This window comes from Bradyrhizobium sp. NP1, from assembly GCF_030378205.1.
Lineage (GTDB): Bacteria > Pseudomonadota > Alphaproteobacteria > Rhizobiales > Xanthobacteraceae > Bradyrhizobium.
The window spans coordinates 7,111,949-7,128,518 of record NZ_CP127385.1 but is presented as its reverse complement, the minus strand read 5'-3'; the positions used below and the strand labels follow the sequence as shown (position 1 = coordinate 7,128,518).

14 protein-coding genes are annotated in these 16,570 nt (G+C 65.3%); 2 read left to right on the top strand and 12 right to left on the bottom strand.

Annotated elements, in window-relative coordinates; all coding sequences use genetic code 11:
* Positions 1–34: 34 nt before the first annotated feature.
* Genes QOU61_RS34430 through QOU61_RS34420 form a run of 3 tightly spaced genes read right to left on the bottom strand, consistent with a single transcriptional unit; the run spans position 35 to position 3,577 of the window.
* Entirely contained in the window at positions 35–766 is a 732-nt protein-coding gene (locus QOU61_RS34430; protein WP_289655617.1) for an ABC transporter ATP-binding protein, read from the bottom strand.
* Positions 763–2,532: a branched-chain amino acid ABC transporter ATP-binding protein/permease gene (locus QOU61_RS34425; RefSeq protein WP_289655616.1), complete on the bottom strand. Its 1,770-nt coding sequence runs from the start codon at positions 2,530–2,532 to the stop codon at positions 763–765. Before QOU61_RS34425 ends, QOU61_RS34430 begins: the two co-directional genes overlap by 4 nt.
* A gap of 4 nt (positions 2,533–2,536) precedes the next feature.
* Positions 2,537–3,577, bottom strand: a complete 1,041-nt coding sequence (locus tag QOU61_RS34420; RefSeq protein ID WP_289655615.1) for a branched-chain amino acid ABC transporter permease — start codon at positions 3,575–3,577, stop codon at positions 2,537–2,539.
* Between the two features lie 136 nt (positions 3,578–3,713).
* Between QOU61_RS34420 and QOU61_RS34415 the strand changes: the two genes are divergently transcribed.
* Entirely contained in the window at positions 3,714–4,223 is a 510-nt protein-coding gene (locus QOU61_RS34415) for a MarR family winged helix-turn-helix transcriptional regulator (protein WP_502876855.1), read from the top strand.
* A 56-nt stretch (positions 4,224–4,279) separates the two neighbouring features.
* Here the strand turns inward: QOU61_RS34415 and QOU61_RS34410 are convergent, their stop codons facing one another.
* The 9 genes from QOU61_RS34410 to QOU61_RS34370 form a co-directional block, all read right to left on the bottom strand.
* Complete coding sequence (locus QOU61_RS34410; RefSeq protein WP_289655614.1) at positions 4,280–5,569, bottom strand: glycerate kinase type-2 family protein; 1,290 nt, start codon at positions 5,567–5,569, stop codon at positions 4,280–4,282.
* Between the two features lie 34 nt (positions 5,570–5,603).
* Complete coding sequence (locus QOU61_RS34405) at positions 5,604–6,833, bottom strand: ABC transporter substrate-binding protein (RefSeq protein WP_289655613.1); 1,230 nt, start codon at positions 6,831–6,833, stop codon at positions 5,604–5,606.
* Between the two features lie 273 nt (positions 6,834–7,106).
* Positions 7,107–8,336 carry an ABC transporter substrate-binding protein gene (locus QOU61_RS34400; protein ID WP_289655612.1) on the bottom strand — a complete coding sequence of 410 codons (1,230 nt, stop codon included), beginning with the start codon at positions 8,334–8,336 and terminating at the stop codon, positions 7,107–7,109.
* Positions 8,337–8,614: 278 nt separating this feature from the next.
* Positions 8,615–9,835 carry an ABC transporter substrate-binding protein gene (locus QOU61_RS34395; protein ID WP_289655611.1) on the bottom strand — a complete coding sequence of 407 codons (1,221 nt, stop codon included), beginning with the start codon at positions 9,833–9,835 and terminating at the stop codon, positions 8,615–8,617.
* 15 nt (positions 9,836–9,850) lie between these two features.
* Entirely contained in the window at positions 9,851–10,900 is a 1,050-nt protein-coding gene (locus tag QOU61_RS34390; protein WP_289655610.1) for a branched-chain amino acid ABC transporter permease, read from the bottom strand.
* 2 nt (positions 10,901–10,902) lie between these two features.
* Complete coding sequence (locus tag QOU61_RS34385) at positions 10,903–11,781, bottom strand: branched-chain amino acid ABC transporter permease (protein ID WP_289655609.1); 879 nt, start codon at positions 11,779–11,781, stop codon at positions 10,903–10,905.
* A gap of 11 nt (positions 11,782–11,792) precedes the next feature.
* On the bottom strand, positions 11,793–12,506 hold the full coding sequence (locus tag QOU61_RS34380; protein ID WP_289655608.1) for an ABC transporter ATP-binding protein: 714 nt from the start codon (positions 12,504–12,506) through the stop codon (positions 11,793–11,795).
* Positions 12,503–13,300, bottom strand: a complete 798-nt coding sequence (locus QOU61_RS34375) for an ABC transporter ATP-binding protein (RefSeq protein ID WP_289655607.1) — start codon at positions 13,298–13,300, stop codon at positions 12,503–12,505. The genes QOU61_RS34380 and QOU61_RS34375 overlap by 4 nt, the downstream gene beginning before the upstream one ends.
* A gap of 51 nt (positions 13,301–13,351) precedes the next feature.
* Positions 13,352–14,236 (bottom strand): IclR family transcriptional regulator, encoded by an 885-nt coding sequence (locus QOU61_RS34370; RefSeq protein ID WP_289655606.1) that lies wholly within the window; start codon positions 14,234–14,236, stop codon positions 13,352–13,354.
* A gap of 116 nt (positions 14,237–14,352) precedes the next feature.
* Between QOU61_RS34370 and QOU61_RS34365 the strand changes: the two genes are divergently transcribed.
* Positions 14,353–16,449 carry a 3-hydroxyacyl-CoA dehydrogenase NAD-binding domain-containing protein gene (locus QOU61_RS34365; protein ID WP_289655605.1) on the top strand — a complete coding sequence of 699 codons (2,097 nt, stop codon included), beginning with the start codon at positions 14,353–14,355 and terminating at the stop codon, positions 16,447–16,449.
* Positions 16,450–16,570 lie beyond the last annotated feature (121 nt).

The following is a 16,570-nucleotide window of genomic DNA, read 5'->3' as shown; positions in this document are numbered from 1 at the left end:
ACTGGATGCCCCGCATGCGCGGGGCATGACGATCTCAGACCGCGCCTTGGCCTTCGTGCTGGAAGCCGAGATAGCTCGCCGCAACCTGCTGGTTGCTCGCGATCTCGCTGGCCGCGCCTGCGAGCACGAACTCGCCGAGCTCCATCACATAGGCGCGGTCCGCGACCTTCAGCGCGGCCTGTGCGTTCTGCTCCACCAGCAGCACCGAGACGCCGGCGCTGCGCAATTCGCCGATGGTCCTGAAGATGTCGGCGACGATGATCGGGGCGAGCCCGAGGCTCGGCTCGTCCAGCATCAACAGTTTCGGCGTGCCCATCAGCGCGCGGCCCATCGCCAGCATCTGCTGCTCGCCGCCCGACAGCGTGCCGGCAAGCTGCCTGCGCCGCTCCTTCAGCCGCGGAAACAGCGCATAGACGCGCTCGAAGGCGCGCGCCGCTTTCGCCCTGGTGATGCGAAACGCACCGAGCTCGAGATTGTCCTCGACATTCATGGTCGAGAACAGCTCGCGGTGTTCCGGCACGAGCGAGAGGCCGAGCGCGACGCGGTCCTCGATCTCGCAGCACGCGAGATCCTCGCCGGCAAAGGAAACGCGGCCCTTCAGCGGCAGGATGCCCATGACGGCGTTGAGCAGCGTGGTCTTGCCGGCGCCGTTGGCGCCGATGATGGTGACGATCTCGTTGCCGGCGACGTCGAGCGATACCGAGCGCACGGCCTCGACCTTGCCGTAGGCGACATGGGCGTCCGCGACGGAGAGCAGCGCGCTCATGCGGTCGCTCCCAGATAGGCCTTGATCACGGCGGGATCGCTCTTGATCGCGGCCGGCGTCCCCTCCGCGATCTTGGTGCCGAAATCGAGCACCACGATGCGGTCGGCGAGATCCATCACGAAACCCATGTCGTGCTCGACCAGCAGCACCGACATGCCGCCGTCGCGCAATTGCCTGAGCAAAGCGGCAAGCCGCTGCTTCTCCATGTGGCGCAGTCCCGCGGCCGGCTCGTCGAGCAGGAGCAGGACGGGATCGGCGCAGAGCGCGCGCGCGATCTCGACGATGCGCTGCTGGCCGAGCGACAGGGCGCCTGCGAGCTGGTCGATCTGCTCGGAGAGGCCGACGCGCTCGATCTGGCGCGCGGCCTCCGCCAGCAGTTTCGCCTCATCGCCGCGGTCGAGGCGCAGCATGCTCGACAGCGCGCCGGACGTGCCGCGCAGATGCGCGCCGAGCGCGACGTTTTCCAGCACCGTCATGTCGGGCACCAGCTTGACGTGCTGGAAGGTGCGGGAAATCCCGAGCTTCACCACCTCTTGCGGCCTGACATTGTGGAGCTTTCGGCCGAGCACGGTGATGTTGCCGCTCGATGCGGTCAGCACGCCCGTGATCAGGTTGAAGGTCGTGCTCTTGCCCGCGCCATTCGGGCCGATCAGGGCGACGATCTCGCGCGCCTGCACGTCGAAGGAGACGTTGTTGACCGCAATCACGCCGCCGAACTGTTTTCTGGCACTGTCGAGCTGCAGCAGCACGTCGGGCCCGCCCGGCGCACGCGCCCGCGCGGGCAGCGTCGCGCTGGTGTCGGGGCGCTTGCGCTCGCCCTTGAGCGGCAGCAGCGACGTCAGCCAGGGCCAGACGCCGCCGGGCGCAAGCTGCAGCAGCGCGACCAGCAGGATGCCGAACACGATGGTTTCGAGCTGGCCCTCGCCGTGCAGCAGATACGGCAGGTAGCTCTGCAGGACCTCCTTCAGCACGATGACGATGGCCGCGCCCAGCACGCCGCCCCAGACATAGCCGGCGCCGCCGACGACCGCGATGAAGAGATATTCGATGCCGGCCTGCGCGCCGAACGGCGTCGGATTGGCGGCGCGCTGGAAATGCGCATAGAGCCAGCCCGACAGGCCGGCGAGCACCGCGGCATGGATGAAGACGAGCAGCTTGGCGCGCGCGGTCTCGACGCCGAAGGCTTCGGCCGCGACGTGGCCGCGCCGCAGCGCGCGAATGGCGCGGCCGGTGCGGGAGTCCAGCAGGTTCAGCGTCAGGATCGCGCAGATCAGCACCGCGATCCAGATCGCATAGTAGATCGCGCCGGGGTCGATCATCTTGAGCGAACCGATCGACAGCGGCGGAATGCCGGAGATGCCGTCGTTGCGGCCCAAGAATTCCAGCTTGCTGAACAGATAGAACAGGCCAAGGCCCCAGGCGATGGTGCCGAGCGGCAAATAGTGGCCGGACAGCCGCACGGTGACGAGGCCGAGCAGCACGGCGGCGACGCCGCTGACGATGAGCGACAGCGGCAGCGTCACCCAGGGCGACAGCCCATAGGCCGTGGTCAACAGCGCGGTGGTATAGGCGCCGAAGCCGCAGAATGCCGCCTGGCCGAACGAGGTGAGGCCGCCGACGCCGGTCAAGAGCACCAGTCCCATCGCAACCAGCGCGGACAGCCCGATATTGTCGAGCAGCACGATCCAGAACGGCGGCATGCCGGGCAACAGCGGGACGGCCGCCATCACGCCTGCGAAAATGAGGATGGGAAGGTGCGTCTTCATCACGCTAATCCTTTTCCTCCTCGACCTCGGGCGCGGCGAGCGAGCGCAGCAGAAGAACCGGGATCAGGAGCGTGAAGACGATGACCTCTTTGAAGTTGCTGGCGTAGAAGGAGGAGAAGGATTCCACGATCCCGACCAGGAGCGCGGCGATCGCGGTCAGGGGATAACTGACGAGACCGCCGATGATCGCGGCGATGAAACCCTTCAGGCCGATCAGGAAGCCGGTGTCGTAATAGAGCGTGGTGATCGGCACGATCAGGATGCCGGAGAGCGCGCCGATCAGCGACGCCAGCAGGAAGGCGATCTGCCCGGACAGCGAGGTGCGGATGCCGGCAAGCCGTGCGCCGAGCCGGTTGACGGCGGTGGCGCGGAGCGCCTTGCCATAGCGGGTGAAGCCGAAGAACAGCCAGAGCGCGACGATGAAGCCGGCGGTGATGGCGTAGACCGCGATGCTTTGCCCGGTGAAGCGCAGCGGCCCGGCGGTCAAGGACGTCGAGAGGATCGCCGGTCCCCGCTGGCCCTCGGCGCCGAAGAACAATAGCCCAAGCCCCTGCATCGCGAGATGGCAGCCGACGGAAGCGATCAGGAGCACCAGCACGGAGGTGTGCGCGATCGGCTGGAAGGCGATGCGGTAGAGGAACGAGCCGATCGCGGCGACGATGACGAGCGAGAGCGCGATGTTGATGCCGACGGGCGCGTGGTGGCCGGCGGCCCACAGCGACGCCGCCAACACGAGACAGGGCAGCACCACATTGACGGCAAAGGCGCGGGCGATACGGGCGGCATGCAGCGAGCGGCGGGCGGCGAACAGGTCAAGGCCGAACGCCGCGATGCCCATCGCCAGCGCCAGCTTCGCCGTGCCCGGCACCTGCCCGGACGACAGCGAGGCATAGGTCAGCGCGCCATAGGTGACGAATTCGCCCTGCGGAATCAGGATGACGCGGGTCACTGCGAACACCAGCACCAGCGCCAGCCCGAGCAGCGCGTAGATCGCGCCGTTGGTGATGCCGTCCTGGATCAGGAACAGCATGATCGTCGAGTTCAAGACCGCTCCGCTCCCCCTCTTTGATCAGGCCGCATGCGCCGTCGGCCCGACCGCGGCGGTTGATAAGTCGCCGCGTCATTTGATATAGTGGATAACAATTATCGAATATAATCTCAAGCCGAGCCGGCGGATACCCATGCCCGTTTCCAAGACCGCTATGGCCGATCCCGTCAGGCCGCGCAAGGAGCCGACCGCGGTTGCGGGCGAAAATGGCGCGCTGCAGCTCGGAGAGCTGGCGGAGCTGCTCGGCTATTCGCTCAAGCGCGCGCAGCTGAAGGTATTCGAGGATTTCCTGCGCTGCGTCGCGCCGCTGCAGCTCACGCCGGCGCAGTTTTCCGCGCTGCTCCTGATCGACAGGAATCCCGGGCGAAACCAGACCGAGATCGCGGCGACGCTCGGCATCCTCAGGCCGAACTTCGTGGCGATGCTGGACGGGCTGGAAAGCCGCGATCTTTGCAGCCGCGTGCGCTCGACCACCGATCGGCGCTCGCACACCCTGATGCTGACCGACAAGGGCAGGGCGGTGCTGGCGCGCGCCAAGAGGCTGGTCGCCGCCAAGCACGAGGCGCGGATCAACGAGCTGCTCGGTCCCGCCAACAAGGCCGCGCTGCTGGCGATGCTGTCGAAGATCGCGCTGGAGTTCTGATCGCTTGTCATCCCGGATTCGCGCCAACGCGCCCCCCGGAAATGACGTCAATCGGTCTATTGCTGGTCCACCAAAATCACCCTGACGTCGTTGACATTGGTCAGCGTCGGGCCGGTCTGCAGCAGGTCGCCGGTCTGGGCAAAAAAGCCGGTCGCGTCGTTGTTGTCGAGATAGGCGCTCGGGCTCAAGCCAAGCGATTTCATCTTCGCAAAGGTCGTCTGGTCGATCACGGCGCCGGCCGGATCGGAGGCCGAGCCGCCGCCGCCATCGGCGCCGTCGGTGTCGCCGGCAAGCGCGGAAATGCCTGATGTGTCCTTGAAGAGGTCGGCGAGCGCCAGCGCATATTCCTGGTTCGGTCCGCCGCGGCCATTGCCACGCACGGTGACGGTAAGCTCGCCGCCGGAGATGATTGCGACGCGGCGGCCGTCGCGGCGCGCTTCAAGCGCAAGTTTCGCGTGATCGGCCGCGACCTCGCGCGCCTCGCCCTCGAGGTCGGCGCCGAGGTCGATCACGTCGTATCCGGCCTCGCGCGCCAGCCTGATCGCGGTGTCGAGCGAGGCGCGCGGGCGCGCGATCAGCTCGAAATGCGCGCGGGCGAACGCAGCGTCGCCCGGCTTGCAGCTTTCGTTCTTGGAATCGTCGAGCGCGCGGCGGATCGCGTCGGCGGCCTCGAGGCGATATTTGGTGACGATGGCGCGCGCGTCGCCAAGCGTGGTAGGGTCCGGCACCGTAGGCCCCGAGGCGATGGCCGAGGGATCGTCGTGCGGCACGTCCGAGATCGCGAGCGTGACGATTTCGGCGGCGTGCTGGCCGGCACGCGCCAGCCGGCCGCCCTTGATCCGCGACAGATGCTTCCTGACGGTGTTGACCTCGCCGATCGGCGCACCAGAGCGCAACAGCGCGCGGGTCAGTTTCTGCTTCTCCTCGAATGACACGCCTTCGGCCGGCGCGATCCAGTTCGCCGAGCCGCCGCCCGACAGCAGCACGAGCAGGAGGTCGTCGGGGCCGGCGCCTGCCGCCATGCGCAGCGTCTCTTCGGCGCCGGCAAGTCCCGCCTGGTCCGGCATCGGATGGCCGGCCTCCACCACCTTGATCCGCCGCGTCGGCACGCCGTGGCCGTGGCGGGTGGTGGCGATGCCGACAAGGCGCGAAGGCTCCATCTCCAGCGCGTCGAGATAGTGGCGCTCGGCGGCGGCGGCGAGCGCAGCGGCGCCCTTGCCCGCGGCAAGGCAGATCACCCGGCCTTTCGGCACCGGCTTGAGATGCGCCGCTAGCACCACGTCAGGATGGGCGGCGGCAACCGCCGCATCATAGATCGCACGCAACAGGGGACGTCGGTCGGTCATCGCATTCATTCCATGGTCGCAGCGTAGCCTGCCGTCAATTGCCGAGCTCGCCGCTGATCACCTCGCCGAACAGCTGCCAGCGCTCGCCCTTGAACTGCATGAGCTGCAGCTGCTCGATCGGCTGGAAGTCGTCCGGGCCGGTCGTGATGGTGACGCCGGGAAGCAGGCCCTCCTGCGGAAACTGCTTCAGGCTCGAGGCCTGCTTCATGATGTTGGCGCGGGTGAGATCATCGCCGGAACGTCTTAGCACTTCCACCATGGTCGTCGCCATGTTGTATCCGGTCATGGCCGAGGCGTCGGCCGGATTGACCTCGGGCAGATATTTGGCGAGCAGCGCCCGGTAGTTCTTCACGCCGGCATCGTCGGTCCATTGCGGGTCACTGGCGTCCTTGGCGTAGGAAGTCGAGATCACGCCTTGCGAGTTCTCGAGCCCCGCCGGCCGCATCACGGTCGCGGTGGAGGCGCTGACGTTGCAGATGATGGTGAGCGGCTTCCAGCTCATCTCGCCGAGCTTCTTGATCGCCTGGGCGCCGAACTTCGGCGTGGTGAAGAAGATGATGACGTCGGGAGAGGCCGACTTCAGGCGCACCACGTGGGAATCGATGGTCGGCTCCGCGACCTCGTAGCTTTCCTCGGCGACGATGCGCTTGGGATCAGAGGCGAGACCGTCCTTCAGCCCTTTCAGATAATCCTTGCCCATGTCGTCGTTCTGGTAGAGCACCGCGATCTTGGCGGCGGGCTTCTCCTTCAGGAGATATTTGGCGTAGATGTGCGCCTCGCTCTGGTAGCTCGGCAGCCAGCCCATGGTCCACGGGAAATTCTTCGGGTCGTTCCACTTGGTGGCTCCGGTCGCGACGAAGAGCTGCGGCACCTTCTTGCCGTTCACATATTTCTGGATCGCGGTGTTGGACGCCGTGCCGAGCGTGCCGAACAGCAGCAGCACCTCGTCGCTCTCGATCAGCCTGCGCGCCTGCTCCACCGCCTTGGGCGGCGAATAGGCGTCGTCGTAGGAGATGAAGTTGACCTTGCGGCGCTTGATGCCGCCCTCGTCGTTGACCTTGCTGAACACCGCGCCCATCACCTTGCCGACGGTGCCGTAGGCCGAGGCCGGCCCGCTATAGGGAACGATGTTGCCGATCTTGATCTCGGTGTCGCCGGCGCCGGTGTCGTATTTCTTCTGGGCCAGCGCCGCGCCGCCGCCGGCGATGGTCAGCGCGAGTGCAAGCGAGATGGCTGTGAAAGGACGCTGCAGAAGGATCGGCATTTCCTGTTTCGCTCCCGGTTGCGCGCCGGCGGCTTTTTATGGGGTCCGGCGTCATTTTTGCCGGACCAACCGATAGCGCATGGACGGGCGAAGTGTAAGGGATTTGGGCGCCCTTTGCCGGATCGTGGAAAGAGAAAGGCCCCTGCGACGATGTCGCAGGGGCCTCTCTTGTCGATCCGCCGATAGGGCATGACGCGGAAAAGTGGATGCCGGTTTTCCGATAACGTCATGCCCAACCAAGAAGCTGGGGCGCGACGCCCTCAGCTGAGGCGACTAGCCGCCGACGTCGCCGGAGATGACGTCGCCGAACAGGTCCCAGCGCTCGCCCTTGAACCGCTGTAGCTGAAGCTGGCTGATCGGCGCGAAGTCGGTCGCCGAGGTGTTGATGGTGATGCCGGGCAGCAGCACCTCGGTGCGGAAGTCCTTCAGGTTGGCGGCCTGCTTCATGATGTTCTCATGGGTGAGATCGTCGCCGCACTGCTTGAGCACCTGGACCATCGTCTGCGCAACGCCGTAGCCGACGATCACCGAGTTGTCGAGCTTGTTGGCCTCCGGGAAATCCTTGGCGAGGAAATCCAGAAACTGCTTCATGCCGGCATCGTTGTCCCACTGCGGATCGGTGACGTCCTTCAGGTAGGCCGCGGAGATGATGCCTTGCGCATTGTCGAAGCCGGCCGGCTTGATCACGCTGCCGACGGAGGCCGACACGTTGTTGAGGATGTGGAGCGGCTTCCACTCGATCTCGGCGACCTTCTTGATCGCCTGCGCCGCGAATTTCGGCGTCGTGATGTCGACGAACACGTCGGCGCCGGTCGACTTCAGCTTGACGACGTGGTTGTCGACGGTGGGCTCGGTGGTCTCGTAGCTTTCCTCGACGACGATCATCGAGGCCGCCTTGGCTCCCAACCCGTCCTTGAGCCCCTTCAGATAGTCCTTGCCGTAATCGTCGTTCTGATAGAGCACGGCGATCTTGGCGTCGGGCTTTTCCTTCAGGATGTATTTGGCGTAGATCCGCGCCTCGCTCTGGTAGGAGGGCTGCCAGCCCATGGTCCAGGGAAACTCCTTCGGATCATTCCACTTGGTGGCGCCGGTGGCGACGAAGAGCTGCGGCACCTTCTTCGAGTTCATGTACTTCTGGATCGCCGAATTCGGCGGCGTGCCGAGCGAATTGAAGATGAACAGGACCTCGTCGCTCTCGACCAGCTTGCGCGCCTGCTCGACCGTCTTCGGCGGCGAATAGCCGTCGTCATAGGAGATGAAGTTGATCTTGCGGCCGTTGATGCCGCCGGCGTCGTTGATCTTCTTGAAATAGGCGGCTTCGGTCTTGCCGATCACGCCATAGGCCGAGGCAGGGCCGCTATAGGGCATGATGTTGCCGATCTTGATCTCGGTGTCGGACGCGCCCGTGTCGTATTTCTTCTGCGCCAGCGCGCCGCTTGAGCTCGCGGCTAACAAGGCTAGCGCCGTCGAGGCGACGGCGAGCCTGGTGGCGATCGTCTTCATCGCGTTTCTCCCTCACATGGATGATGTGTCCAGGCCTTCTTTAGCGAAGGCTCTTCTGGCTTGCCGCCATCGATACCATTTTACCCCTGGGCTCACAACAGAAAGCCCCTGCGAGGTGGTCGCAGGGGCTGCTTCTTTAGTCGTCAATCTTTCGTGTTAGCGGCCGCGGCGCGGCGGCTAGAGCGCGATGAGATCAGGTTGAATCGTCATCGCGCTTTAGGTTCTTGATTGAGCATGATCTTTTCGGAAAACCGCTACACACTTTTCCGGATCATGCTCTAGTTGCTGAGCTCGCCGGAGATGATGTCGCCGAACAGCTCCCACTTCTCGCCCTTGAAGCGCATCATCTGAAGCTGGTCGATCGGCGCGAAGTCGGTCGGCGAGGTGTTGATCTTGATGCCCGGCAGCAGCGTGTCGGGCGTGAAGTCCTTCAGGCTGGCGGCCTGCTTCATGATGTTCTCGCGCGTCAGGTTGTCGCCGCACTGCTTCAGCACCTGCACCAGCGTCTGCGCGACGCCGTAGCCATAGACGGTCGAGCCGTCGAGCCTGTTGCCGTCCGGATAGTAGTTCGCGAGGAATGCGAAGAATTTCTTCATGCCGGGATCGTTGTCCCACTGCGGGTCGGCGCCGTCCTTGGCGTAGTAGGCCGACAGGATGCCTTGCGAATTCTCGAAGCCGGCCGGCTTCATCACGCCGCCGACCGAGACCGATACACTGGAGACGATTTGCAGCGGATGCCAGTCGATCTCGGCGAGCTTCTTGATCGCCTGCGCTGCGAATTTCGGCGTGGTGACCGAGACGAAGACGTCGGCGCCGGAGGCCTTCAGCTTGACGATGTGGTTGTCGATCGTCGGCTCGCTGGTTTCGTAGCTTTCTTCCGCGATGATCATCGAGGATTTCGCGCCGAGCCCGTCCTTCAGGCCCTTCAAGTAGTCCTTGCCGAAATCATCGTTCTGATAGAGCACCGCGATCTTGCCGGCCGGCTTTTCCTTCATCAGGTACTTGGCATAGATGTGCGCCTCGCTCTGATAGGAAGGCTGCCAGCCCATGGTCCAGGGGAAGTCCTTCGGATCGTTCCACTTGGTGGCGCCGCTCGCCACGAACAGCTGCGGCACCTTCTTGGCATTGAGGTATTTCTGGATCGCGGTGTTGGAGGGCGTGCCGAGCGGGTTGAACACGACCAGCACCTCGTCGCTCTCGACCAGCTTGCGGGCCTGCTCGACCGCTTTCGGCGGCAAGTAGCCGTCGTCATAGGAGATGAAGGTGATCTTGCGGCCGTTGATGCCGCCCTCGGCGTTGATCTTCTTGAAATAGGCTTCCTCGGTCTTGCCGATCACGCCATAGGCCGATGCGGGGCCGCTGTAGGGCATGATGTTGCCGATCTTGATCTCGGTATCGGAGGCGCCGGTATCGTATTTCTTCTGGGCGAACGCGCTGCCGGAGGCAATAATCATGACCGCCGTCGCAAGCGCGGCGATACGGATTTCCTTGCGAAGCATAATTTCGGTTTCTCCTTAGCTTTTCTTGAAACGGCCGATCGCCTGCTGGCAGAGGATGGCCACCTGCCGGGCGCCGTGCGGCACCAGGAAGATCACGAGGAACAACAGCACGCCGAACACCGCGCCGGAAAGGCCCTTGGAGACGCTTTCGGCGATGTTGGGGACGAAGATGATGAAGGCGCTGCCGACGAAGGAGCCGGGCAGCCAGCCGACGCCGCCGACCACCATGCCGAGGAACAGCGAGATCGCCAGCGTAATGGTGTAGCTGTCGGGCGCGACGAACTGCACCGCGATGGCGCCCAGCCCGCCGGCGATGCCGGTGATGCCGGCGGAGACGCCGAACGCCAGCGTCTTGTAGAGCGCGATGTCGACGCCCATCGCGGAAGCCGCGATCTCGTTGTCGCGGATCGCCATGAAGGCGCGCCCGGTGCGCGAGCGCAGCAGGTTGACCGAGCCGACATAGATCGCGACCGTGACCGCAAGCGTGAAGTAATAGAGCCACATGTCCTGCGACATTTTCAGGTGGAGCCACAGCAGCATGCTCTGCAGGCTGTCGGGCGCGTCCGGCTTGGTCACCACCAGGCCCTGCACGCCGCCGGTCCACTTCTCGAAGAAGCCGAGTTTCAGGAGCTGCGGCATGGCGGTGGCGAGCGCGAAGGTGGCGAGCGCCAGATAGACGCCGGACAGCCGCAGCGCCGGCAGGCCGAACAGGAAGCCGGCGGCGAAGCAGACGACGCCGGCGATCGGCAGCGTCAGCGCGTAGTTGACGTTGTACTGCTCCATCAGGATCGCGGACGTATAGGCGCCGATCGCGTAGAAGGCGCTCTGGCCGAGCGAGAACTGCCCGCTGCCGCCGGTCAGGATGTTGAGCGCCAGCACCGCGACGCCGTAGATCAAAAGCATCGTCATCTGGAAGATGATGAAGTTCTTGACGAACAGCGGCACCACGATCAGCAGCGCCAGCACCACCAGCGAGGTGCCGGTGCCGAGCGTCATGGCGCGCTTGGGAACGGCCTCGACGGCGGGGGTTTCGGTTGTTGCGACGTCTTCGACAGCGGCGCTCATGATCAGACTCGCTTGACGATGGCGCGGCCGAACAGGCCGGCGGGTTTGACGACCAGCACGGTGACGATCAGCGCGAGCGCGATCGGCAGTTTCAGCTCATTGCCGACGCCCGGGATGTAGGTGCCGGCGAGATTCTCGAAGATGCCGACCAGGAAGCCGCCGACCACGGCGCCGAGCGGCGAGGTCAGCCCGCCGAGCACGGCGGCGGCAAAGCCGTAGATCAGGACGCCGCCCATCATGTTCGGCTCCAGGAACACCACCGGCGCGATCAGCATGCCGGCGATCGAGCCGATCGCAGCCGCCATGCCCCAGCCCAGCGCGATCATCCAGGAAGTGTTGATGCCGACCAGCCGCGCCGATTCCGGCAGCGACGCGGCCGCCCGCATCGCCAGCCCGATCCGGGTGAACTGGAAGAAGAAGTAGAGCCCGAGCAGCAGCAGCAGCGTGACGCCGATCATGCCGGCCTGGTGGGTCGAGATCAGCTGGCTGCCGAGGAAGGGCGAGGAGCCGAACGGGGTCGGGTATTGCTTGATGGTGAAGTCCCAGATCAGGCCGGCGACCGAGTTGATGATGGCAAACAGCGCGATGAAGCCCGCCACGTTGGTCAGGATCGGCGCCTTGGCGAGTGGCTTGAACAGCAGCCGCTCGATCAGGATGCCGCCGGCGAAGGAGAACGCCAGCGTGAGGACGAAGGCGCCCCAATAGGGCACGCCCCACTGCATGAGCTGCCAGGACACGAAGGTCGAGAACATCGCCATCTCGCCCTGCGCGAAGTTGAGATGGTCGATCGCCTGGTAGATCATGACCACCGCGAGCGCCATGCAGGCATAGATCGCGCCGGTGGCGATCCCGGCCAGGATCTGGTTGGTGAATAGCTCCATGGCCGTGCTCCCTAATAGCCCAGATAGGATCTACGGACGTCTTCGTTGTTGGCGATCTCGTTGGCCTTGCCCGACATCACGATGCGGCCGGTCTCGATCACATAGGCCTGGTCGGCGAGCTCGAGCGCAAGCTGGGCGTTCTGCTCGACCACCAGGATCGTCACCTTGTCCTCGCGGTTGATCTTGCCGAGGATCTTGAACAGGTCGCGCACGATCAGCGGCGCCAGCCCGAACGAGGGCTCGTCGAGCAGCATCAGGCGCGGCCGCAGCATCAGCGCGCGCGCCACTGCCAGCATCTGCTGCTCGCCGCCCGACAGCGTGCCGGCCTGCTGGGTATGGCGCTGCTTCAGCACCGGGAAATGCGCATACATCCGTTCGATGTCGGCGACGATGCCCGGCTTGTCCCGGCGCGAGATGGCGCCGAGCTGCAGGTTCTCTTCCACCGTCAAATTGGTGAAGGTGCCGCGGCCCTGCGGCACATGCGCAATCCCGAGCCGGACGATGTTCTCGGTGGCGCGGCCCGACAGGGCTGCGCCCTCGAACTCGATCGCGCCGCTGGTGCGCACCATGTTGCAGATCGCGCGCAGGGTCGTGGTCTTGCCGGCGCCGTTGGCCCCGAGCAGCGTGGTGAGCGAACCCTCGTTGAGCGAGAAGTTGAGCCCGTGCAGCGCCTGCACCTGGCCGTAGAAGGCGCGCAGATCCCTGACGTTGAGCATCGCCGTCATTGGTCCTTGCTCCCGAGATAGGCGCGGATCACGTCGGGGTCGGCCTGCACCTGGCTCGGGGTGCCTTCGGCGAGCTTGCGGCCGAAATTCAGCGCGACGACGTGGTCGGCGATCGACATCACGAGTCCCATGTGATGCTCGACCAGCAGCACGGTCATCTTGCGCTCGCTGCGGATGCGGCGGATCAGGTCGCCGAGCACATGGACCTCTTCATGGTTGAGGCCGCCGGCGGGCTCGTCGAGCAGCAGGATCTTCGGCTCGGTGGCGAGCGCGCGCGCGAGCTCGACGCGCTTCTGCGTGCCGAAGGGCAGGCCGGCCACCGTGGTGTGGGCGACGTCCTCGAGATCGAGATAGGCGAGGATCTCGTGCACCTTCTTGTTCATCGCGGCCTCGCCGCGGCGGACCCAGCCGAGCTTGAGCGCGTCGGAGATGACGCCGCTTGTGGTGCGGGCGTGGGTGCCGACGCGGACATTGTCGAGCACCGAGAGGTTGGGAAACAGCGCGACGTTCTGGAAGGTGCGGCCGATGCCGATCTCGGCGATCCGGTGCGGCGGTCGCGACAGGATGCTCGCGCCCTCCATCAGGATGTCGCCGGAACTCGGCTGGTAAAGCCGGGACAGGCAGTTGAACAGCGTGGTCTTGCCGGCGCCGTTCGGCCCGATCAGGCCGAGGATATGCCCTCGGCGCATGTCGAACGACACGCCGTTCAACGCCACGATGCCGCCGAACACGACGCTGACGTCGCGAACCGCGAGCAGGGCATCCTGTCCCTGCACGAGCTCCGTCTGTGTCATTTTGCGGAGCCTGAACCGCCGCGCGGAAGTCCGCGCAGGTCCCGGCGCGGGCTACCTGATCCCCTCGACCTCACGTGCAACTTTCCCTCCTGGTTTTTTCTTGGTTTCTTCAGGTTTTTTCTTGGTTTCTTGTTTGATTGTGTGCGGCACTGCCCCACCCAGTGCCGCCTCGATGTTCCTTACCATCGCCACGAGACGAGGTCCAATGTCGCCGATCAGGCGTTCTTCCGTGAAACGGAATGCGGGCGCACCGCAATTGAAGGCGTAAGGGCCGGTCCCGTCATTCAATTTCAGCGCGACGCCGACCGCATGGACATCGTTCTGCCATTCGCCGGCCGAGATCGCGAAGCCGTGCTTGGCGATGACTTCGCCGGAACGTTCGATGCCGTCACGCAATTTCGGCCAGCGGCTGCCGTAATGCTCGCGCAGCTCGCGCAGCAGCGTGGCGCGTTCCTCGTCCGGCAACGCCCAGATATAGGCGCGGCCCATCGCCGTGGTCGCGATCGGGATCCGCGAGCCGACGTCGAGCTGGACCCCGAGCGTGAGCCCGTTACGGCTCTGGCCGAAATAGATCATGCTGTGGCGGTCGCGCCCGCCGACCGCCACCGCGCCGCCGGTCTCGCGCATGACCTCTTCGCGATAGGGTTCGGACAGATGCCGCACGCCGAGATTGGCGAGTGCGGCATAGCCGAGCGCCATGGCGGCGGGTGCGAGCTGATACTTCTCGAACCGCGGAACCTGGGCAAGATAGCCGAGCCTGGTCAAGGTGTAGGTCAGCCGCGACACCGTCGGCTTGGGCAGTTTCGTGCGGGCGGCAATCTCCTGATTGCCAAGCAGCCCGTCATGGGGCTGAAATGCGCGCAACACGTCGAGGCCGCGGGAAAGCGCGACGACGAAGTTGCGATCGGTCGCTGCTTTCTTGCTCGGACGTTTCATGCCTGCCACTACGCGGGACATCGTTGACAAGGGACGTGCTTCAAAATAACCCTCCCTGTCAAGATGTGGAATTAAATTCCGCAGTGCGAAATCGGTAAAACGCAGGGAGATCAGGCGTGAGTGAAGTGGTCAAGCTCGAGCGTCATGACGTCATCGGCATCGTCACCGTGGACAGTCCGCCGGTCAATGCCCTGAGTGCCGCGGTTCGCGGCGGCATCCTTGAATGCGTGAAAAAGGCGATCGCCGATCCCGAGATCAAGGCGATCGTTCTCACCTGCGCCGGCCGCACCTTCATCGCCGGCGCCGACATCACCGAGTTCGGCAAGCCGCCGAAGCCGCCGGGACTTCACGAAGTGCTTACCGAAATGGAAAATTCGCCGAAGCCGATCGTGGCCGCGATTCACGGCACTGCGCTCGGCGGCGGGCTCGAGACCGCGCTGGCCTGTCATTTCCGCGTCGCCACCAAGGACGCGCGGCTCGGCCTGCCCGAGGTGAAGCTCGGGCTCCTGCCCGGCGCCGGCGGCACCCAGCGCCTGCCGCGCGCGGTCGGCCCCGAGCTTGCCGTGAAGATGATTGTCAGCGGCGACCCGATCGGCGCGCAAGAAGCGCTCAAGAACGGCCTGATCGAGGAGATCGTGGAGGGTCCGGCCTCCGGCGGCGAGGCGTTTGCCCGCAGGGTGCTGGCCGAGAAGCGACCCTTGCGCAAGCTGCGCGACGATGACGCGAAGCTCGCTGCGGCGAAAGCCGACCGCTCGATCTTCACCAATGCCGTTGCGGCACTGACCAAGAAGGCCCGCGGGCTCGAGGCGCCGTTCGCCGCCGCCGACGCGGTCGGTGCAGCGATCGACCTGCCGTTCGACGAGGGCCTGAAGAAGGAGCGCGAAGGCTTCCTCAAGCTCGTCGCCAGCGACCAGTCCAAGGCGCAGCGCTACGCCTTCTTCGCCGAGCGCGAGGCGGCCAAGATCGCAGGCGTGCCCGAGGGAACCAAGCCGCGCAAGGTCGAGCGTGTCGCCATCATCGGTGCGGGCACCATGGGCGGCGGCATTGCGATGTCCTTTGCCAATGCCGGCATCCCCGTCACGCTGATCGAGACCGGCGAGGAGCAGCTCAAGCGCGGCATGGGCGTGATGCAGAAGAACTACGAGGCGACCGCGGCGCGCGGCGGCATTCCGGCCGACGCGCCGGCCAAGCGCATGGCGCTGATCAACGGCGTGGTCGGCCTCGAGCATGTCAAGGACGCTGACCTTGTGATCGAAGCCGTGTTCGAAACCATGGCGGTGAAGAAGGAAGTGTTCGGCAAGCTCGACAAGTTTGCCAAGCCGGGCGCCGTGCTTGCCTCCAACACCTCGTATCTCAACATCGACGACATCGCGAAGGAGACCTCGCGTCCGCAGGACGTGCTCGGCATGCATTTCTTCTCGCCGGCCAACGTCATGAAGCTGTGCGAGATCGTGCGGGCGGCGAAGACCGCGCCGGACGCATTGACCACGGCGGTCGCGATCGCGCGCAAGATCGCCAAGGTGCCGGCCGTGGTCGGCGTCTGCGACGGTTTCGTCGGCAACCGGATGCTGGCGCAGCGCGGCAAGCAGGCCGAGAAGCTGCTGTTCGAGGGTGCGCTGCCACAGCAGGTCGACGCCGTCGTGACCAAGTTCGGCATGCCGATGGGTCCGTTCGCGATGGGCGACCTCGCCGGCCTCGATATCGGCTGGCGCTCGCGGAAAGACCGCGGCATCAAGTCGGAGATCGCGGATGCGTTGTGCGAGGCCGGCCGCTTCGGCCAGAAGACCGGCAAGGGCTACTACAAATACGAGGCCGGCTCGCGGGCGCCGCTGCCCGATCCGGACGTCGAGAAGCTGATCGACGAGACGCTGGCGCGGCTCGGGCGCAAGAAGCGCGTCGTCTCCGACGACGAGATCCTCGAGCGCATGATGTATCCGATGATCAACGAGGGCGCGAAGATCCTGGAAGAGGGGATCGCGGCGCGTCCGAGCGACATCGACGTGATCTGGCTCTATGGCTATGGCTGGCCGATCTATCGCGGCGGCCCGATGTTCTGGGCCGATACGGTCGGCCTGAAGCAGATCGCCGACCGCCTGTCGTACTACGCCAAGGAGACCAACGATCCCTCGCTCGAGCCGGCGCCGCTGCTCAAGCGCCTCGCGGCCGAGGGCAAGACCTTCGCCTCGCTGGCCTCGGGCTCGAAAGCGGTGTGATGGGGTGCCGTTTTCGCCGCGCGCCGCAGCCTGCTCCCCTCCCCCTTGCGGGGAGGGGTTGGGGGTGGGGGTGCCGCAAACTCGGTGCGCCCGGTTTACCCCCCTCCCTGACCCTCCCCCG